Origin of the sequence: Kineosporia corallincola (assembly GCF_018499875.1) — a bacterium.
Lineage (GTDB): Bacteria > Actinomycetota > Actinomycetes > Actinomycetales > Kineosporiaceae > Kineosporia > Kineosporia corallincola.
Window position 1 is genome coordinate 294830 of sequence record NZ_JAHBAY010000003.1, and the last position, 15764, is coordinate 310593.

Consider the following 15764-nt stretch of genomic DNA (forward strand, 5'->3'; position numbering starts at 1 on the left):
GTGTTCTCGATCGACTGCGATGCGGACGACGACTCGGGGCCGGACGCGCCGGCACCGGTGGACGCCGGACGCGCCGCCGGGGCAGGGACGGACGGCCTCTGCCCAGCGGCGGACCGGGACTTCTGCTGCTCGGAGGACCTTGGCTGCTCGGACAGCTCGTCGGGGGCGACCGCGGTCTCGATACCGGCCTCGGTCTGCGGGTCCCTCACGGTCGACAGCACGGGGCGACCTTTCCGCCCGTCAGGCAGCGCCTGCTGCGCCACCCTCGCTGCGACCTCTTCGGACACCCGATCCTCCCGACGTCGTACGTCTCGCCACGGAGACTCTTGCTGGACGAGTGTAGGGCCCGGCCGTCTCTCGTGCCTCGGCTCTCGACAAGCTCACTGCCCGTCTTGAGCATCATCGGCAGGTATCAGAGCGAGCCCACGAGCCGATTCATTCCCCGTTTTGCGAGAAACGGTCCCTTTCCGTATTGACTTCGCCGCTAACTTGAGCATTGAGTATCGGCGCCATCACGCGCCGTTACGTGACCGACTGAAATCCTCCGCCCGGGGGCGGAGGAAACAGCCGTCAGTAATTCAGCAACGATTTCACCACACGCCCAGCGAGTCGCTCCCGTCCGTTCAGGACCCCGAGTTCGGCGAGGAACGACAGCGCGACCACCTCCGCACCCAGTCCTTCGAGCAGACCGGCCGCGGCCTCGGCGGTGCCGCCGGTGGCCAGCACGTCGTCGAGCAGCAGCACCCGCTGGCCGGGACGCACGGCGTCTTCGTGCACCTCGATCACGGCGGTGCCGTACTCCAGCGTGTACTCCGCGGAGACCGTGGTGTGCGGCAGCTTGCCCTTCTTGCGGATCGGCACGAAGCCGACGCCGAGAGCCAGGGCCACCGGGGCCCCGAAGATGAACCCCCGGGCCTCGATCCCGGCCACCACGTCGACCTCGGCCCCGCTGCCCGGGCCGTGCGCCGCCGCCAGGGCCTCGACCGCGGCGCCGAACAGCACCGGGTCGGCCAGCAGCGGCGTGATGTCTTTGAACTGAATCCCCGGGGACGGGTAGTCCGGGATGTCCCGGACCCCCGCCTCGAGGCGCTTCACCAGTGCGCCGTCGGTGCTCACCGGCGACGTCCCCGCTTGGGCTGGGCGCGCTGGCCGGAGTTCTCCCGCTGCACGGCCGGGCCACGCTTGCCCTCGGCCTCGCCGCCACCGACACCCGCGGCGACGACGACCGGCTCTTCGGCGTCCTGCGTGGTGCCGGACTGCGACCCGGAGGCCACCTCGGCGCGCCGCTTGAGCAGCTTGCGGGTGTGGGCCACGATCTCCGGCTCACGTCGGCGCAGATCGACCAGCAGCGGCGTGGCCACGAAGATCGACGAGTAGGTGCCGGCGGCGATACCGATGAACAGGGCCAGCGAGATGTCTTTCAGCGTGCCGGCCCCGAGCACGAAGGCACCGATGAAGAGGATGGACGCGACCGGCAGCAGGGCCACGACCGAGGTGTTGATCGAGCGCACCAGGGTCTGGTTGACCGCCAGGTTGGCGGCCTCCTCGTAGGTGCGCTTGGTCGACAGCGTGATCCGGTCGGTGTTCTCGCGGACCTTGTCGAACACCACCACGGTGTCGTACAGCGAGTACCCGAGGATGGTGAGGAACCCGATGACGGACGCCGGGGTGACCTCGAAGCGGGTGAGCGCGTAGAGGCCGGCCGTGATGATCAGGTCGTGCAGCAGGGCGATCAGCGCGGCCACCGACATCTTCCAGGTGCGGAAGTACGCGGCGATGATGATGCCGACCAGCACCAGGAAGATCAGCAGACCCTGCACGGCCTTCTTGGTGACGTCACTTCCCCAGCTGGCGCCGACGAAGTTGGCCGTGATGCTGTCGTCGGGGACGTCGTAGGCCTTGGCCAGGGCATCCCTGACCTGGCTGGTCTCGTCTTCGCTCAGCGTCTCGGTCTGGACCCGGACGCTGTCGTTGCCGATCACGGTGACCCGGGCCTCGGCGCCGGGGACGACCGAGTCGACCGCGTCCGAACCCTTGATCGTGTCGGTGTCGGCGACCCGGGAGAGCTGGAACTCCGAGCCCCCGCGGAACTCGATGCCGGGATTGAGCCGGACCAGCGCCAGCGACAGGATCGAGGCGACGGTCATCGCCAGGGCGATGGCGTACCAGATGCGGCGGTGACCGACGAAGGCGAAGGAACGCTTGCCGGAGTGCAGGTCGTTACCGAAGGCGGCGAAGCTGAACATCAGGAGTTCCTCCCCGGGCCGGACGTGGTGACGTGGTCCTGGTCGGCGGAACCGCCTCCCGGATCACCCGGTTCGAGACCGGCCTCCCGGGCCGCGGCCGCGCGCCGGGCGGCGATGCTCTCGCCCTCACCGGTCGGGCCGGAGGGCCGCACCCGGCCCCGGCCGGCGTACGCGGAGGGCCGGCCGAGCTGCGCCGGGCTGAAGCCCGACAGCGCGTGACCGCCCGAGAAGAAGTGCATGCGCGACAGCATGGTCACCGCGGGCTTGGTGAACAGGAAGACGATGACGACGTCGATCAGCGTGGTCAGGCCCAGGGTGAAGGCGAACCCACGGACACCGCCGACGGCCACCAGGTAGAGCACGATGGCGGCGATGAAGTTGACCGCGTCGGAGGCCAGGATGGTGCGCTTGGCGCGGTCCCAGCCGGCCTCCACCGCGGAGGTCAGCGGCCGGCCCTCGCGCACCTCGTCGCGGACCCGCTCGAAGTACACGATGAACGAGTCGGCGGTGATACCGATGGCCACGATCAGGCCGGTGACACCCGCGAGACTCAGCCGGTAGCCCTCGGTCTCACCGAGCAGCACGACCAGGCCGTAGGTGAGCGCACCGGCGATGCCGAGACTGAACACCGTGACCAGGCCCAGGGCCCGGTACTGGAGCAGCGAGTAGATCACGACCAGCACCAGACCGATCAGGCCGGCCAGCAGACCGCGCTCCAGCTGCTCGCCACCGAGCAGCGCGGAGATCTGGTTCTGCGTCTGCACCTGGAACGACACCGGCAGCGAACCGAATTTCAGCTGCTGGGCGAGCAGTTCGGCCGAGTCCTGGGTGAAGCTGCCGGAGATCTCTGCCTGGCCGTTGGTGATGGCCGAGTTCGTGGTGGGTGCCGAGACCACGAGCTGGTCCAGCACGATCGCGAACTGGTTCTGCGAGCCGGTCAGCTGGATCAGGCGGCTGGTGACCTCGCCGAACTTCTTCGAGCCGTCGGAGTTGAACTCCAGGTTGACCACCCAGGCACCGGTGGAGAAGCCCTGGCTGTTGGCCTGGAGACCGGCCGTGGCGTCGCTGATGTCGGAGCCGGGGACCTCGACCGGGCCGAGGATGTACTTGTACAGGCCGTCCTGGTCACAGGTGACCAGCGGCTTGTCCGCGGCGACCGCGTTGCTCTGGATCTTCGCCGGGTCCGAGCAGGTCTCCGCCGTGTACTGCGCGTAGAGCTCCTCGGTGATCTGCGAAAGATCCGACGCTGTGCCGGTGCTCGCGTCGGTGGTGGCGGTGGTGTCGTCACTGCTCGCCGTCGCCGAGGAGGTGGCGGACGGGTCGGCGGACGCCGCCGCGGACGACTCGGCCGTGGACGCGGCGCTCGGCGAGGAGGTGGCCTCGTCGGTCGGCGTGGCGTCGGCCCGCAGGGCCTTCGGCACCACTCGCTTGTTCTCGTCCGCGTCGTCGGAGGAGTCGCCCTGCTCGGCCTTCTCGGTGGCCTTGGCCGACGCCTTGGCGCTCGTGGACGCCTTCGGGGTGGCGTCGGCGCTGCTGGTGGTCGACGGCGTGGGGGTGGCTGTCGAGGTGGCGGTGGTGGTCACCGCCTCGGACACCAGAACGGGGCGGAAGTTCATCTGCGCCGACTGCTTGACCAGGTTGAGCGTGGCCTCGTCGGGATCGCCGGGCAGCGAGACGACGATGTTCTTGCCGCTCTGCGTGGTGATCTCGGCCTCGGAGACACCGGAACCGTTGACCCGCTGGCGGATCACGTTCACGGCCTCGTCCAGCTGTTCGCTGGTCGGAGTCACGTTCTCGCCGTTCAGGGGCGTCGGCTCGAGGATGATCTCGGTGCCGCCCTCGAGGTCGAGTGCGAGCGCCGGGGTCCAGCCGCCGTTCGACGTCACCGTGCGGATGCCGACCACGGCGTACACGACGGCGAGGATCGCGACCAAGAACAGCAGTGCCCGACCTGGTCGGGAGGCGTTGCTGGATCGTGCCACGGTAGAGGGTCTCTTCTCGTTCTCGAGACGGCTGGCGCCGTCGCAGTCTGGGCCGGATTACCGGCCGTCGGGTCCGGTGCCGCCGTCGGTGGCGTCGGAGTTCGGGGGTGCGGCGTATCCGGCCTCGGACCGGATGTCCTCACTGGCGGTACTTTCGGAGCTGGCGGTACTTTCGGAGCTCGCGGTGCCGTCGGGCTCGCCGGGGGTGGAGACGACCTGCCCGATGGCCCGCTTGTTCCACCGGGTGTGCACGCCGGGCGCGATCTCCAGGATCACAGCCTCTTCTTCCACCGCGACGACCTCGGCGTACAGCCCCGCGGTGGTCATGATCTGCGTGCCGGGCCGGACCGAGTCCTGCGTCGCCATCAGTTCACGCTGCTGCTTGCGGCCCCGGCTCACCATCAGCCAGAGCAGGACCAGCGGAACCGCCAGAATGATCAGTTCCACGTCGTCACCCACTCCGTCGAAGAAGTCGTCCTCATCGTCCCAACCTCATGTCCGCCGCTGCCCGGGCCTTCCGAGGTCCTAGTCGGCCGGCGCGGCCGTCAGGTTGCCTTTCGGCACCAACCGACCATCATGCCCGACCTCGGCGCGCTCGTGAGCACGCATGCTCCCACAGCGAACTGGGTGCTCCGTTCACCTGACCTCTGAGCAGGACCGTTCTCCGCCGTCCACGGGCCGGGTGACCCATGGTGGACGACGGGAACCGCTCATCGACAGTTCGCCCGACATCTCTTGTCACAGCGCAGGTCCCGGTCTCACGTCTCCGGGTCGGGCAGCGGCTGCTGCACCGCGCCGGAGCGGCTGCTGAGCGTGCCGCCGCCGGCGCCGGCACCGGTCCAGGCAAACCCGGCCGGTGCGGTCAGACCCAGGTGTTCCCAGGTGGCGGGGGTGGCGATGCGCCCACGCGGAGTGCGGCCGAGCAGTCCCTCGCGCACCAGGAACGGCTCCGAGACGGTCTCGACCGTCTCCGGTTCCTCGCCCACCGCGACGGCCAGGGTGGAGAGACCGACCGGGCCGCCGGCGAAGCGGCGGCACAGCGCCTCCAGCACCGAGCGGTCGAGACGGTCGAGACCCCGTTCGTCCACGGCGTAAACCTCCAGAGCGGCCCGGGCGGCGACGATGTCGAGCACCCCGTCGCCCCGAACCTGCGCCCAGTCCCGCACACGGCGCAGAAGACGGTTGGCGATACGCGGTGTGCCACGCGAGCGCCCGGCGATCTCGGCCGCCGCCTCGGCGGTGAGCCGGACCCCCAGCAGCTCGGCGGAACGCCGCAGCACCTGCTCCAGCTCGGCCGGGGCGTAGAAGTCGAGGTGGCCGGTGAAGCCGAACCGGTCGCGCAGCGGGCCCGGCAGCATGCCCGCCCGGGTGGTGGCCCCGACCAGGGTGAAGGGCGGCAGGTCGAGCGGAATCGCCGTGGCGCCAGGCCCTTTGCCCACCACCACGTCGACCCGGAAGTCTTCCATCGCGACGTAGAGCATCTCCTCGGCGGGGCGCGCGACGCGGTGGATCTCGTCGACGAACAGCACCTCGCCCTCGCCGAGTGAGGAGAGCACCGCGGCCAGGTCGCCGGCGTGCTGGATGGCCGGGCCGCTGGTGACCCGCAGCGGGGCGTTCAGCTCGTGGGCCACGATCATCGCGAGCGTGGTCTTGCCCAGGCCGGGGGGCCCGGACAGCAGCAGGTGATCGGGAGTGGTGCCGCGGGCCTTGGCGGCGTCCAGCACCAGGCTGAGCTGTTCGCGCACCACCTGCTGGCCCACGAAATCGGCCAGCAGCTGCGGCCTCAGCGCCCCCTCGACCAGCCGGTCGTCCAGATTCGCGCCGGAGTTCAGCAGTTCCAGCGACTCGTCCGGGCCGCCGGGCACCTCACCGGCCAGGCCACCGGCCGGGCCGTCGATAGGGCCGCCGGTCAGGTCGTGGTCCGGGTCGCGGCCGGGCAGGCCCGTCATCCTGTGCGCCCGAGCTGACGCAGCGCGGCCCGCAGCACCTGGGCCATGTCGGGGGTGGCACCGGAGTCGTGCAGCGGCACCGCGGCGTCGGGCCCGCCGACCACCTTGTCGACCGCGTCGGAGGCGGCCTTGGCCGGCCAGCCCAGCCCGGTGAGCGCATCGAGCACCTGATCGCGCCATCCGCTCTCGGCAACGGGTTTCGCGGCGCCGGCCGCGGTGGCCCCGCCGCTGGGGGCGCCCAGCCGGTCGGTGAGCTCCAGCACGATGCGCTGCGCGCCTTTGCGACCGATGCCGGGCACCTTGGTCAGCGCGGTGAGGTCTTGGTTGGCGACGGCCTGGCGCAGCCCCTCGGGCGTGTGCACGGCGAGCATGGCCAGTGCCAGCCGCGGCCCGATGCCTGAGACCGTCTGGACGATCTCGAACACGTCCCGCTCGTCGGCCCCGGCGAAACCGAACAGGGTGAGCGAGTCTTCCCGCACCACCATGCTGGTGGCCAGCTCGGCCTCCTGCCCGGGCCGCAGCTCTGCCAGCGTGCCCGGCGTGGCCTGCACCAGCAGCCCGACACCGCCGACCTCGACCACCACCGAGTCCAGCCGGACGGCCGCCACCCGTCCCCGCACCGACGCGATCACCGCGACTCCTCGCCTCCGAACATCTGTACGAGAAGGCAATCTAGCCGGACCCACCGACAGAACCGGTCAGGAGACCGCACCGGCGCGCCTTTTCCGGTCGAACGCACCGTTTTGCGGATCGCCGGGTCGCCGCCCGGCACACCGACACCGCCCGCCGCCTCGACGCCGCCCGCCGCCTCGACCCCACTTGTTGCCTGAACGTCACTTGTTGCCTGAACGCCACTCGTTGCCTCAACGCGTTCGTTGCCTCAACGCTGGCGAGACTTCTTCCGCGACGCCTCGATCGCCGCCACCCACGCCTTCTGCGCCCGGGTGGCCCCACCAGCACCCGCCCCACCACCGGCACCCGCCCCACCACCCGAAACGGCCCCGCCCCCCGAAACGGCCCCGCCCGAGACCGTCCGCCCGGCCGGAGCTCCGCCACCGGCCGCGACACCGCCGCCCGAGAGCGCCGTCCCGTCCCGCCAGAGGTGACAGATCGCCAGGGCCAGGGCATCGGCGGCATCCGCCGGCCGGGGAGCCTCGGCGAGCTGGAGAATGCGCTGCACCATGGCGGTGACCTGGGCCTTGTCCGCACGGCCGGACCCGGTGACGGCGGCCTTCACCTCGCTCGGCGTGTGCAGCACCACCGGGATGCCGCGGCGGGCGGCGGCCAGCACGGTGACCCCCGCCGCCTGCGCGGTGCCCATCACCGTGGACAGGTTGTTCTGGCTGAAGACCCGCTCGACCGCGACCACGTCGGGACGCACCCGGTCCATCCAGCCCTCGACGCCGTCACTGATCCCGAGCAGGCGGGCTCCGAGGTCATGGCCGGCCGGGGTACGGATGACGTCGACCGCCACCATCCGGGCGCGACGCCCGGGCAGCCCGTCGACCACCCCCACGCCACATCTGGTCAGGCCGGGGTCGACACCGAGAACACGCATGAGAGCACGATCACAGCCCAAACCGGGCGGAGCCGGGAGCGACACCGACAACACATGTCACAACCGGCTCCGGCACGGAGAGAACTACTCGGCGTCGACGAGCGCCATGACCTCGTCGGAGACGTCGAAGTTGGCGTAGACGTTCTGCACGTCGTCGCTGTCTTCCAGGGCGTCGATCAGCTTGAAGATCTTGCGCGCGCCGTCCTCGTCGAGGGGGACGTTCATCGACGGCACGAACTGGGCCTCGGCCGAGTCGTAGTCGATGGAGGCGTCGACCAGCGCGGTGCGCACGGCCACCAGGTCGGTGGCCTCGCTCAGCACCTCGAACACCTCGCCCTGGTCGTTGACCTCCTCGGCCCCGGCCTCGAGCACGGCCTCGAGCACCGTGTCCTCGGTCAGGCCGTCGGTCTTCGGCACCACCACGACGCCCTTGCGGTTGAACAGGTACGCCACGCTGCCCGGGTCGGCCATCGCGCCGTTGTTGCGGGTCATCGCGGTGCGGACCTCCATGGCGGCCCGGTTGCGGTTGTCCGACAGGCACTCGATCAGCAGCGCGACACCGTTGGGGCCGTAGCCCTCGTACATGATCGTCTGGTAGTCGGCCCCGCCGCCCTCGGCGCCGGAACCACGCTTGACCGCGTTGTCGATGTTGTTGTTCGGCACCGACGACTTCTTCGCCTTCTGGATGGCGTCGTACAGCGTCGGGTTGCCGGCCGGGTCACCGCCGCCCGTGCGGGCCGCGACCTCGATGTTCTTGATCAGCTTGGCGAACATCTTGCCACGCTTGGCGTCGATGACGGCTTTCTTGTGCTTGGTGGTAGCCCACTTGGAGTGGCCGGACATCGGGTCGCCTCCCGTTTAGCAAAACAATTCAGAAACCAAAGCTCAGCGAGCAATCCTACTCATGCGCGGCCGGTCCCGGATGCACGCCCTCAGCGCACGGCCTCGGCCGCGTCCGGTCCGGGGCTCCTCGTCGTCCCCGATTCAGGTGTGAGCGACTCCGCCGCCAGCCCCGCCGCCGTGCGCTCGGCGCTGTCCCGGGCCCACTTTCCCGAGGTCGCGACACCGACGACGAGCGCCAGCAGCGCCGACCCGGCGACCACCCACCAGCCGGTGTGGGCCGCGGACAACCGCGAGGCCGCGTCCGGGTCCGCGCCGAGCGCCGCCGTGTAGACGGACCCGACCACGGCCACGCCGACGCAGGTGCCGACCTGCCGGCTGGTGGAGGCCACGGCGGCCGCCAGACCGGCCTGCGAGGGCGGCATCCCGGAGACCGCGGTGGCGGTGATCGGGGCGTTCAGGAAGCCGAATCCGATACCGAACAGGGCGTAGGACCCGAGCAGCAGCACCCGCGGCTGGCCGGGCTCCATGAAGGTCAGGGCCACGGTGCCGGCCACCATCCCGAGCCCGCCGATCACCAGGGACGGACGGGTGCCGTAGGCGCCGACCATGCGCCCGGAGATCGGGGCCAGCGCCATCACCACCAGGGCCATCGGCAGCAGGTGCAGGCCGGCCTGGAACGGCGTCAGGCCCAGGTCGTTCTGGAGGTAGAGGGTGTTCACGAACAGGCACCCGGCGAACGCGGCGAACGCCGTGAGCGCGATCAGCGTGGCCCCGGAGAACGTCGCGCTGCGGAAGAAGCGCACGTCGAGAAGTGGCTCGGGGCGGCGCTTCTCGTAGGCCACCAGGCCCACCGCGGCGATCACCGCGACGGCCAGCAGCCCGATCACCAGCGGCGAGTCCCAGCCCAGGTGAGGCACCTCGATCACCGCGTAGATCAGCGACGCCAGGACGACGATCACCAGCAACTGACCGACCGGGTCGATCCGGCGGGCCCGCCCGGCCTTGGACTCCGGCACGAACAGCGCGGTCAGCACGAGGGCGAGCAGGCCGATCGGCACGTTGATGACGAAGATCCAGCGCCAGCCCACGGTGTCGACCAGGAAGCCGCCGAGGATCGGCCCGACGGCGATGCTGACGCCGACCACGGCGCTCCAGATCCCGATCGCCCGGGCCCGCTCCTGCCGGTCGGGGAAGGTGTTCGTGACGATCGACAGCGCCACCGGGTTCATCATCGAGGCGCCGGCACCCTGGACCATCCGGAACACGATCAGCCAGCCCAGGTCGGGGGCCAGGCTGCACAGCGCGGAGCCGAGCACGAAGATCGTCAGGCCGGTCTGGAAGGTGCGCCGCCGGCCGATCCGGTCGCCGGTCGAGCCGGAGAGCATGAGCAGACTGGCCAGCACCAGCGTGTAGGAGTCCAGCGCCCATTGCAGCCCGGACACCGACGAGCCCAGGTCTTCCTGGAGCGACGGCAGGGCCACGTTCAGGACCGTGGTCTCCAGCCCGACGATCAATATGCTCATGCAGCAGATCGCCAGCACCAGGTAGCGGCGGGAAGTACTCAGCTCGGGCATCGGGACTCTCGTTCGTGAAGCAACCGCAGGTCGTTACCTAGGCTAACCAACCAGCCGGCGAAGCGAACTGTTCCCCCGGCCCGAGAACCAGGTCTCCCGGGCACGACTCAGCGGTTCGCGCGGGTCTTCTCCACGTGGTCCCCGACCATCGCGGCGAACAGCCGGTGCACCCGGTGGTCGCCGGTGATCTCCGGGTGGAACGAGGTGGCCAGCAGGTTTCCCTGGCGGACGGCGACCGGGTGCCCCTCCGGCGACCGCGCGAGCACCTCCGCACCGGCCCCGACCTCCTCCACCCAGGGCGCCCGGATGAAGACGGCGTGCACCGGACCGCCCTCCACCCCGGCGACGTCCAGGTCGGCCTCGAACGAGTCCACCTGCCGCCCGAAGGCGTTGCGCCGCACCGTGACGTCCAGACCGCCGAGGGTCTGCTGGCCCGGCGCCGCGTCGACCAGCCGGTCGGCGAGCAGGATCATCCCGGCGCACGAACCGTAGGCGGGAAGACCGGCGTCCAGAAGCCGTTTCAGCGGATCACGCAGCTCGAAGACGCGGGTGAGCTTGTCGATCGTGGTCGACTCGCCCCCGGGGATCACGATGCCGGACAGGCCCTCCAGCTCGGCCGGGCGGCGGACCGCACGAGCCTCCACGCCGCAGGCCGCGAGGGCGGCCAGGTGCTCGCGGAAGTCACCCTGGACCGCGAGCACCCCGACCACGGGAGGAGTGGTCACCAGCCGCGCTCGGCGAGCCGGTGCGGCTGCGGGATCTCGTCGACGGTGATGCCGACCATCGCCTCGCCCAGCCCACGCGACACCTTGGCGATGACGTCCGGGTCGTCGTGGAAGGTCGTGGCCTTGACGATGGCCTCGGCCCGGGCCACCGGGTTGCCGGACTTGAAGATGCCGGAGCCGACGAACACGCCGTCGGCACCCAGCTGCATCATCATCGCGGCGTCGGACGGGGTGGCGATGCCACCGGCCGTGAACAGCACCACCGGGAGCCTGCCGGTGGAGGCGATCTCGCGGACCAGCTCCAGCGGGGCCTGGAGCTCCTTGGCCGCCACGTACAGCTCGTCGTCGTTCAGGCCGTGCAGGCGGCGCATCTCGGCGCTGATCGTGCGCATGTGGGTGGTGGCGTTGGACACGTCACCGGTGCCGGCCTCGCCCTTGGAGCGGATCATCGCCGCGCCCTCGGCGATCCGGCGCAGGGCCTCGCCCAGGTTGGTGGCGCCGCAGACGAAGGGCACCGTGAACTTCCACTTGTCGATGTGGTTGGCGTAGTCGGCCGGGGTGAGCACCTCGGACTCGTCGATGTAGTCCACGCCGAGCGACTGGAGCACCCGGGCCTCGACGAAGTGGCCGATGCGGGCCTTGGCCATCACCGGGATCGAGACGGCGGCCTGGATGCCGTCGATCATGTCCGGGTCGCTCATCCGGACCACGCCGCCCTGGGCGCGGATGTCGGCGGGCACCCGCTCCAGCGCCATCACGGCCACAGCCCCGGCGTCCTCGGCGATGCGGGCCTGGTCGGGCGTGACCACGTCCATGATCACCCCGCCCTTGAGCATCTCGGCCATGCCTCGTTTGACGAGGCCGGTTCCGGTAACAGGGGTGTCGGGCACGGGGTACCTCACACTGGCTTGAGCTGGCGGGACCGGGACCATCCGGATTCACGCACATGCTAAGCCTACGAACCGGGCTGCCAGGAGAGGGCTTCGGGCTGGCTGTCGTCGATCTCCACCATCTGCGGCATCTGCGCCGTGCCGGCCAGCTTCGCCCAGCGCACCACCCGTTTGCGGCGCATCCGCTGGGCGTGCGACACCGCGTCGTTGTGGAACCGGCGGGCCAGCTGCACCCGCTCCCCCGCCAGCACCAGTTCGTCGAGCAGCTCACCGGACGCCGGGTCGGCACGCAGCTTCTTCACCTTCGCCGCGTCGTCGAACGTCTGGTGCAGGGCACGGGCGAGGAGGTTCTCGCCGGCCTCACTGACCGGGGCGTCGGGAGCGCGGACCATCCGGGTGGCGGCCAGCCGCAGCTGCTCACCGGCCGGCGGGGCGACCAGCCGGCTGACCTCCAGCGCCACCGCAGCCCGACGGGCGAGCCGGGTCTCCAGCGCCGCGCGCGAGGTCTCCACCCGGTGGTGCAGCCGGTCCAGCCGGGCGGCCAGGTACGACAGGTACCAGCCGACCACCAGCAGAACCAGAAAACTGAGGACGACGATCCCCCACGCGCCGTCCAGCCATCCGACCGCCGTGTGCATCAGCCCGCCTTGGGACGCCAGCGGGCCAGCAGCCCCAGCCGTGGGTCCTCGCCCACCTTGTCCGCCCCGATCGTCACCGTCTCGTACACGTCGAGGATCTGCGCGGCCACCCGCGACCAGTCGTAGCGGCGCACCGCCACCGACGCCCGCGCGGCCCGTTCCCGCGCCGCGGCCGGGTCGTCGAGCGCCGCGACCACGCCGGCCGCCAGCGACGCCGGGTCGCTGGCGCGGGTGAGCAGGCCGAGCGCACCGTCGTCCAGCACCCGGCGGAACGCGCCCAGGTCGCTGGCGATCACCGGGGCGCCCGCGCTCATCGCCTCGACCAGCACGATGCCGAAGCTCTCGCCACCGGTCTGCGGGGCGATGTACGCGTCCACCGAGCGCAGCAGCGACGCCTTGGCGTCGTCGTCGAGGGCACCGAGGAACTCGATCGCGTCCCGCGCCGCCGGATCGTCCGCGAGCGCACCCAGGGCCTCGACGGCGTCCCCCCGCCCGAGAACGAGAAGGCGCGCCCCGGGATGGGTTCTCAGCACGGCGGGGAGCGCGGCCGTGAGGATCTGGAGGCCCTTGCGCGGCTCGTCGAGCCGGCCGAGGAAGGCCAGCGTCGGGCGGGACGGCGTGCCCTGCCACTCCGGACGGGGACCGGCCCCGGCGAAGCGGTCCACGAACACCCCGTTCGGGATGACCACCGCGTCACCGCCCAGATGGTCGACGACGGTTCGCCGGGCGTCTTCCGACACCGCGATCCGGGCCGACAGCTTCTCGAACCCGGGCCGCAGCATCGGGTAGGCCATCTGCATCGCCCGCGAGCGCGGGTTCGAGGTGTGGAAGGTGGCGACGATCGGGCCGGTGGCCGCCCACATCGCGAGCATCGACAGCGACGGACTGGACGGCTCGTGCACGTGCAGCACGTCGAACTCGTTCTCGGCCAGCCAGCGCTTGACCCGCGACGAGGCGACCGGGCCGAAGCTGATCCGGGCCACCGAGCCGTTGTAGGGCAACGGCACCGCGCGCCCGGCCGACTCGATGTACGACGGCAGCGGCGTCTCCTCGTCGGAGGGCGCGAGAACGCTGACGTGGTGGCCCTGGCCGAGCAGGTGCTCGGCGACGTCGCGGATGTGGAACTGCACGCCGCCGGGCACGTGGAACGAGTACGGCGAGACCATGCCGATCTTCATCGGCGGGTCCGGGCCGGGTCGAGGTCGGCGTCGAAAACCACCTGGAGCATGTGCCAGTCCTCCGGGTGCTCGCGGATGCCGGCGGAGAGCGCGTCGGCGCAGCCCTGCATCATCACGGCGATCTTCTCGGCGTTGCTGCCCTGCGTGGGGACCGGCACGGGCTCGTGGATCTGGAGCACCAGGCCGTGTCCGCCGCCGGGCAGCCGCTCGTAGTAGGTGTTCACCGGCATCAGCGGGGCCTTGGCGGCGATCGCGATGGCGGCCGGGCCGGGGGCCATCCGGGAGGGCTCACCGAGGAACGTGACCGGTACGCCGTTGCCGCTCAGGTCGCGGTCGGCCAGCAGCGGCACGAACGCCCCGGCCCGCACCTTGCGGATCAGCTTTCCCATCAGGCCGGGCTCGCCGAGCGGGAAGATCTCGATGCCGATGCTGCGCCGGTAGTCGAGGAACTCCTGGTAGACGGCCTCCGGCTTGAGCCGCTCGGCGACCGTGGTGACCTTGGTCAGGTGCACGCCCGCCCAGGCACCGGCGTGGTCCCAGTTGCCCTGGTGGGCCAGGGCCGCCACCACCCCGCCCGCGGCGAAGATCCGTTCCAGCCGCTCCGGGTCGTCGACCCGGCAGGTGCGGGCCAGCCGGTCGGCGTCCCACCCCGGCAGCAGGAACGCGTCGCACCAGTAGCGCAGGTAGGACCGCATGCCCTCGCGGGAAAGAGCGCGCGGGTTCTCGGGATTCACCCGGGCGAGGTTCTGCTCCAGACGCCGCACGCCGGGCCCCCGGCGCCACCAGACCCAGTCCGCGGCGAGCGTGAACAGGGCGTAGGCCAGGCGCTCGGGCAGCAGCCGGACGACCCGCCAGGCGAGCAGGTAGACCGTGGTGATGAACCGGTCACGCATCGCCGGAGGCGCCGGTCGCCAGGGCTTCCCGGTCGGCCGCGATGCGGGCCAGGGCCTGTCGGCGCACCATCAGGATGCGCTGGAACACGGTGATGACACTGGCCACGGCGAGCACGGCGAGCACGCCCATCAGCAGGTAGTGGGACACCCCGAGGCCGACGAAGCCGGTGGCGACCAGGGTGGCCACGAGCCGCTCGGACCGCTCGGCGATGCCGACGTTGGCCTGCATGCCCAGCCCCTCGGCCCGGGCCCGGGCGTACGACACCAGGTAGCCGAGCACCAGGCAGGCCAGCGCCAGCGTGGCCATCACCTGGTCGTCGCCCTGACCGGCGTAGTAGAGCACCAGGCCGCCGAACACGGCGCCGTCGCCGATGCGGTCGAGCGTGGAGTCGAGGTAGGCGCCCCAGACCGACGATCGGCCCGACATGCGGGCCATGGTGCCGTCGATCAGGTCCGAGAAGACGAAGGCCGTGACCACCATCACACCCCAGAAGAGCTCGCCGCGAGGGAAGAAGGCGAGCGCGCCGACGCATACGCCGACCGTGCCGACCAGGGTGACCACGTCGGGGCTGACACCCCAGCTCAGGAGCAGCCTGGCGACCGGTGTGAAGATGCGCGTGAAGAGGGCGCGCGCGAATCGGTTGAGCATGGTGAGCTCACTCTACCGACGCGCGGGAGCACTCCTGACCGCTGAGGTAACAGCTTGGGTAACAGCTCAGGAGAGCCAGGCGTCCGCGAGCTTCTTGCGGGTGTCGGACAGCAGCTCGGGCAGGGCCTTGGTGCGGCCGACCACGGGCAGGAAGTTCGCGTCGCCGCCCCACCGGGGAACCACGTGCTGGTGCAGGTGGGCGGCGATGCCCGCGCCGGCCACCGCGCCCTGGTTCATGCCCAGGTTGAAACCGTGCGGCGCGGAGACCGCGCGGGTGACCGTCATCGCGCGCTGGGTCAGCGTGGCCACCTCGACCGTCTCCTCCGGGGTGAGGTCGGTGTAGTCGGCGACGTGCCGGTACGGACACACCAGCACGTGACCGGGGTTGTAGGGGAACAGATTGAGGACGACGAAGGCGTGCTCACCCCGGGCGACGATCAGGCTCTCCTCGTCGGGCACCCGTGGCGCCCGGCAGAACGGGCAGTCCTCACCCGGCGCCGAGGTCTTCGGTTTCTCCTCACCGCTGATGTAGACCATGCGGTGCGGCGTCCAGAGCCGCTCGAAACCGTCCGGCCCACCGCTGAGCGCGTCCGCCGACTCGTACCCATCCGTCACCCGCGGGAGTCTAGTGGTGCGCCA

The 15764-nt window shown here is 70.9% G+C and carries 16 protein-coding genes; all 16 read right to left on the reverse strand.

From position 1 onward, the window contains the following. Nucleotides 1–570: 570 nt before the first annotated feature. Nucleotides 571–1116: an adenine phosphoribosyltransferase gene (locus KIH74_RS08550; protein WP_308113662.1), complete on the reverse strand. Its 546-nt coding sequence runs from the start codon at nucleotides 1114–1116 to the stop codon at nucleotides 571–573. Further along, entirely contained in the window at nucleotides 1113–2246 is a 1134-nt protein-coding gene (gene secF, locus KIH74_RS08555; RefSeq protein ID WP_214155267.1) for a protein translocase subunit SecF, read from the reverse strand. Before secF ends, KIH74_RS08550 begins: the two co-directional genes overlap by 4 nt. Continuing rightward, nucleotides 2246–4228 (reverse strand): protein translocase subunit SecD, encoded by a 1983-nt coding sequence (gene secD, locus KIH74_RS08560; RefSeq protein ID WP_214155268.1) that lies wholly within the window; start codon nucleotides 4226–4228, stop codon nucleotides 2246–2248. The genes secF and secD overlap by 1 nt, the downstream gene beginning before the upstream one ends. A 57-nt stretch (nucleotides 4229–4285) precedes the next feature. Further along, entirely contained in the window at nucleotides 4286–4675 is a 390-nt protein-coding gene (gene yajC, locus KIH74_RS08565) for a preprotein translocase subunit YajC (protein WP_214155269.1), read from the reverse strand. 311 nt (nucleotides 4676–4986) lie between these two features. Next, the gene (ruvB, locus tag KIH74_RS08570; RefSeq protein ID WP_214155270.1) at nucleotides 4987–6177 is read right to left on the reverse strand and encodes a Holliday junction branch migration DNA helicase RuvB; all 1191 of its coding nucleotides are present in this window, start codon (nucleotides 6175–6177) and stop codon (nucleotides 4987–4989) included. After that, the gene (gene ruvA / locus KIH74_RS08575; RefSeq protein ID WP_214155271.1) at nucleotides 6174–6809 is read right to left on the reverse strand and encodes a Holliday junction branch migration protein RuvA; all 636 of its coding nucleotides are present in this window, start codon (nucleotides 6807–6809) and stop codon (nucleotides 6174–6176) included. Before ruvA ends, ruvB begins: the two co-directional genes overlap by 4 nt. Nucleotides 6810–7057: 248 nt before the next feature. Further along, complete coding sequence (gene ruvC / locus KIH74_RS08580; protein WP_214155272.1) at nucleotides 7058–7735, reverse strand: crossover junction endodeoxyribonuclease RuvC; 678 nt, start codon at nucleotides 7733–7735, stop codon at nucleotides 7058–7060. 84 nt (nucleotides 7736–7819) lie between these two features. Then, nucleotides 7820–8578 carry a YebC/PmpR family DNA-binding transcriptional regulator gene (locus KIH74_RS08585; RefSeq protein ID WP_214155273.1) on the reverse strand — a complete coding sequence of 253 codons (759 nt, stop codon included), beginning with the start codon at nucleotides 8576–8578 and terminating at the stop codon, nucleotides 7820–7822. Between the two features lie 89 nt (nucleotides 8579–8667). Next, nucleotides 8668–10152: a DHA2 family efflux MFS transporter permease subunit gene (locus tag KIH74_RS08590; RefSeq protein ID WP_214155274.1), complete on the reverse strand. Its 1485-nt coding sequence runs from the start codon at nucleotides 10150–10152 to the stop codon at nucleotides 8668–8670. 107 nt (nucleotides 10153–10259) lie between these two features. Further along, nucleotides 10260–10877: a pyridoxal 5'-phosphate synthase glutaminase subunit PdxT gene (pdxT, locus tag KIH74_RS08595; protein ID WP_214155275.1), complete on the reverse strand. Its 618-nt coding sequence runs from the start codon at nucleotides 10875–10877 to the stop codon at nucleotides 10260–10262. After that, complete coding sequence (pdxS, locus tag KIH74_RS08600; RefSeq protein ID WP_214155276.1) at nucleotides 10874–11809, reverse strand: pyridoxal 5'-phosphate synthase lyase subunit PdxS; 936 nt, start codon at nucleotides 11807–11809, stop codon at nucleotides 10874–10876. The genes pdxT and pdxS overlap by 4 nt, the downstream gene beginning before the upstream one ends. A gap of 23 nt (nucleotides 11810–11832) precedes the next feature. Continuing rightward, a complete protein-coding gene (locus KIH74_RS08605; protein WP_214155277.1) occupies nucleotides 11833–12405 on the reverse strand; it encodes a hypothetical protein in 573 nt (190 codons plus the stop codon). Then, nucleotides 12405–13583, reverse strand: coding sequence for a glycosyltransferase family 4 protein (locus KIH74_RS08610; protein ID WP_214155278.1), 1179 nt, complete (start codon nucleotides 13581–13583; stop codon nucleotides 12405–12407). The genes KIH74_RS08605 and KIH74_RS08610 overlap by 1 nt, the downstream gene beginning before the upstream one ends. After that, complete coding sequence (locus tag KIH74_RS08615; RefSeq protein WP_214155279.1) at nucleotides 13580–14476, reverse strand: phosphatidylinositol mannoside acyltransferase; 897 nt, start codon at nucleotides 14474–14476, stop codon at nucleotides 13580–13582. The genes KIH74_RS08610 and KIH74_RS08615 overlap by 4 nt, the downstream gene beginning before the upstream one ends. Next, nucleotides 14469–15125, reverse strand: coding sequence for a phosphatidylinositol phosphate synthase (gene pgsA, locus KIH74_RS08620; protein WP_214155280.1), 657 nt, complete (start codon nucleotides 15123–15125; stop codon nucleotides 14469–14471). Before pgsA ends, KIH74_RS08615 begins: the two co-directional genes overlap by 8 nt. A gap of 66 nt (nucleotides 15126–15191) precedes the next feature. Continuing rightward, nucleotides 15192–15662: an HIT family protein gene (locus tag KIH74_RS08625; protein WP_281417772.1), complete on the reverse strand. Its 471-nt coding sequence runs from the start codon at nucleotides 15660–15662 to the stop codon at nucleotides 15192–15194. Nucleotides 15663–15764 lie beyond the last annotated feature (102 nt).

What these genes read in the sequence shown, in the direction of transcription:
- secF (WP_214155267.1), bottom strand. Translation starts at nt 2,246, where the DNA reads ATGTTCAGCTTCGCCGCCTTCGGTAACGACCTGCACTCCGGCAAGCGT.
- ruvB (WP_214155270.1), bottom strand. Translation starts at nt 6,177, where the DNA reads ATGACGGGCCTGCCCGGCCGCGACCCGGACCACGACCTGACCGGCGGC.
- ruvC (WP_214155272.1), bottom strand. Translation starts at nt 7,735, where the DNA reads ATGCGTGTTCTCGGTGTCGACCCCGGCCTGACCAGATGTGGCGTGGGG.
- KIH74_RS08585 (WP_214155273.1), bottom strand. Translation starts at nt 8,578, where the DNA reads ATGTCCGGCCACTCCAAGTGGGCTACCACCAAGCACAAGAAAGCCGTC.
- KIH74_RS08590 (WP_214155274.1), bottom strand. Translation starts at nt 10,152, where the DNA reads ATGCCCGAGCTGAGTACTTCCCGCCGCTACCTGGTGCTGGCGATCTGC.
- pdxS (WP_214155276.1), bottom strand. Translation starts at nt 11,809, where the DNA reads ATGGTCCCGGTCCCGCCAGCTCAAGCCAGTGTGAGGTACCCCGTGCCC.
- KIH74_RS08605 (WP_214155277.1), bottom strand. Translation starts at nt 12,405, where the DNA reads ATGCACACGGCGGTCGGATGGCTGGACGGCGCGTGGGGGATCGTCGTC.
- KIH74_RS08610 (WP_214155278.1), bottom strand. Translation starts at nt 13,583, where the DNA reads ATGAAGATCGGCATGGTCTCGCCGTACTCGTTCCACGTGCCCGGCGGC.
- KIH74_RS08615 (WP_214155279.1), bottom strand. Translation starts at nt 14,476, where the DNA reads ATGCGTGACCGGTTCATCACCACGGTCTACCTGCTCGCCTGGCGGGTC.
- pgsA (WP_214155280.1), bottom strand. Translation starts at nt 15,125, where the DNA reads ATGCTCAACCGATTCGCGCGCGCCCTCTTCACGCGCATCTTCACACCG.
- KIH74_RS08625 (WP_281417772.1), bottom strand. Translation starts at nt 15,662, where the DNA reads ATGGTCTACATCAGCGGTGAGGAGAAACCGAAGACCTCGGCGCCGGGT.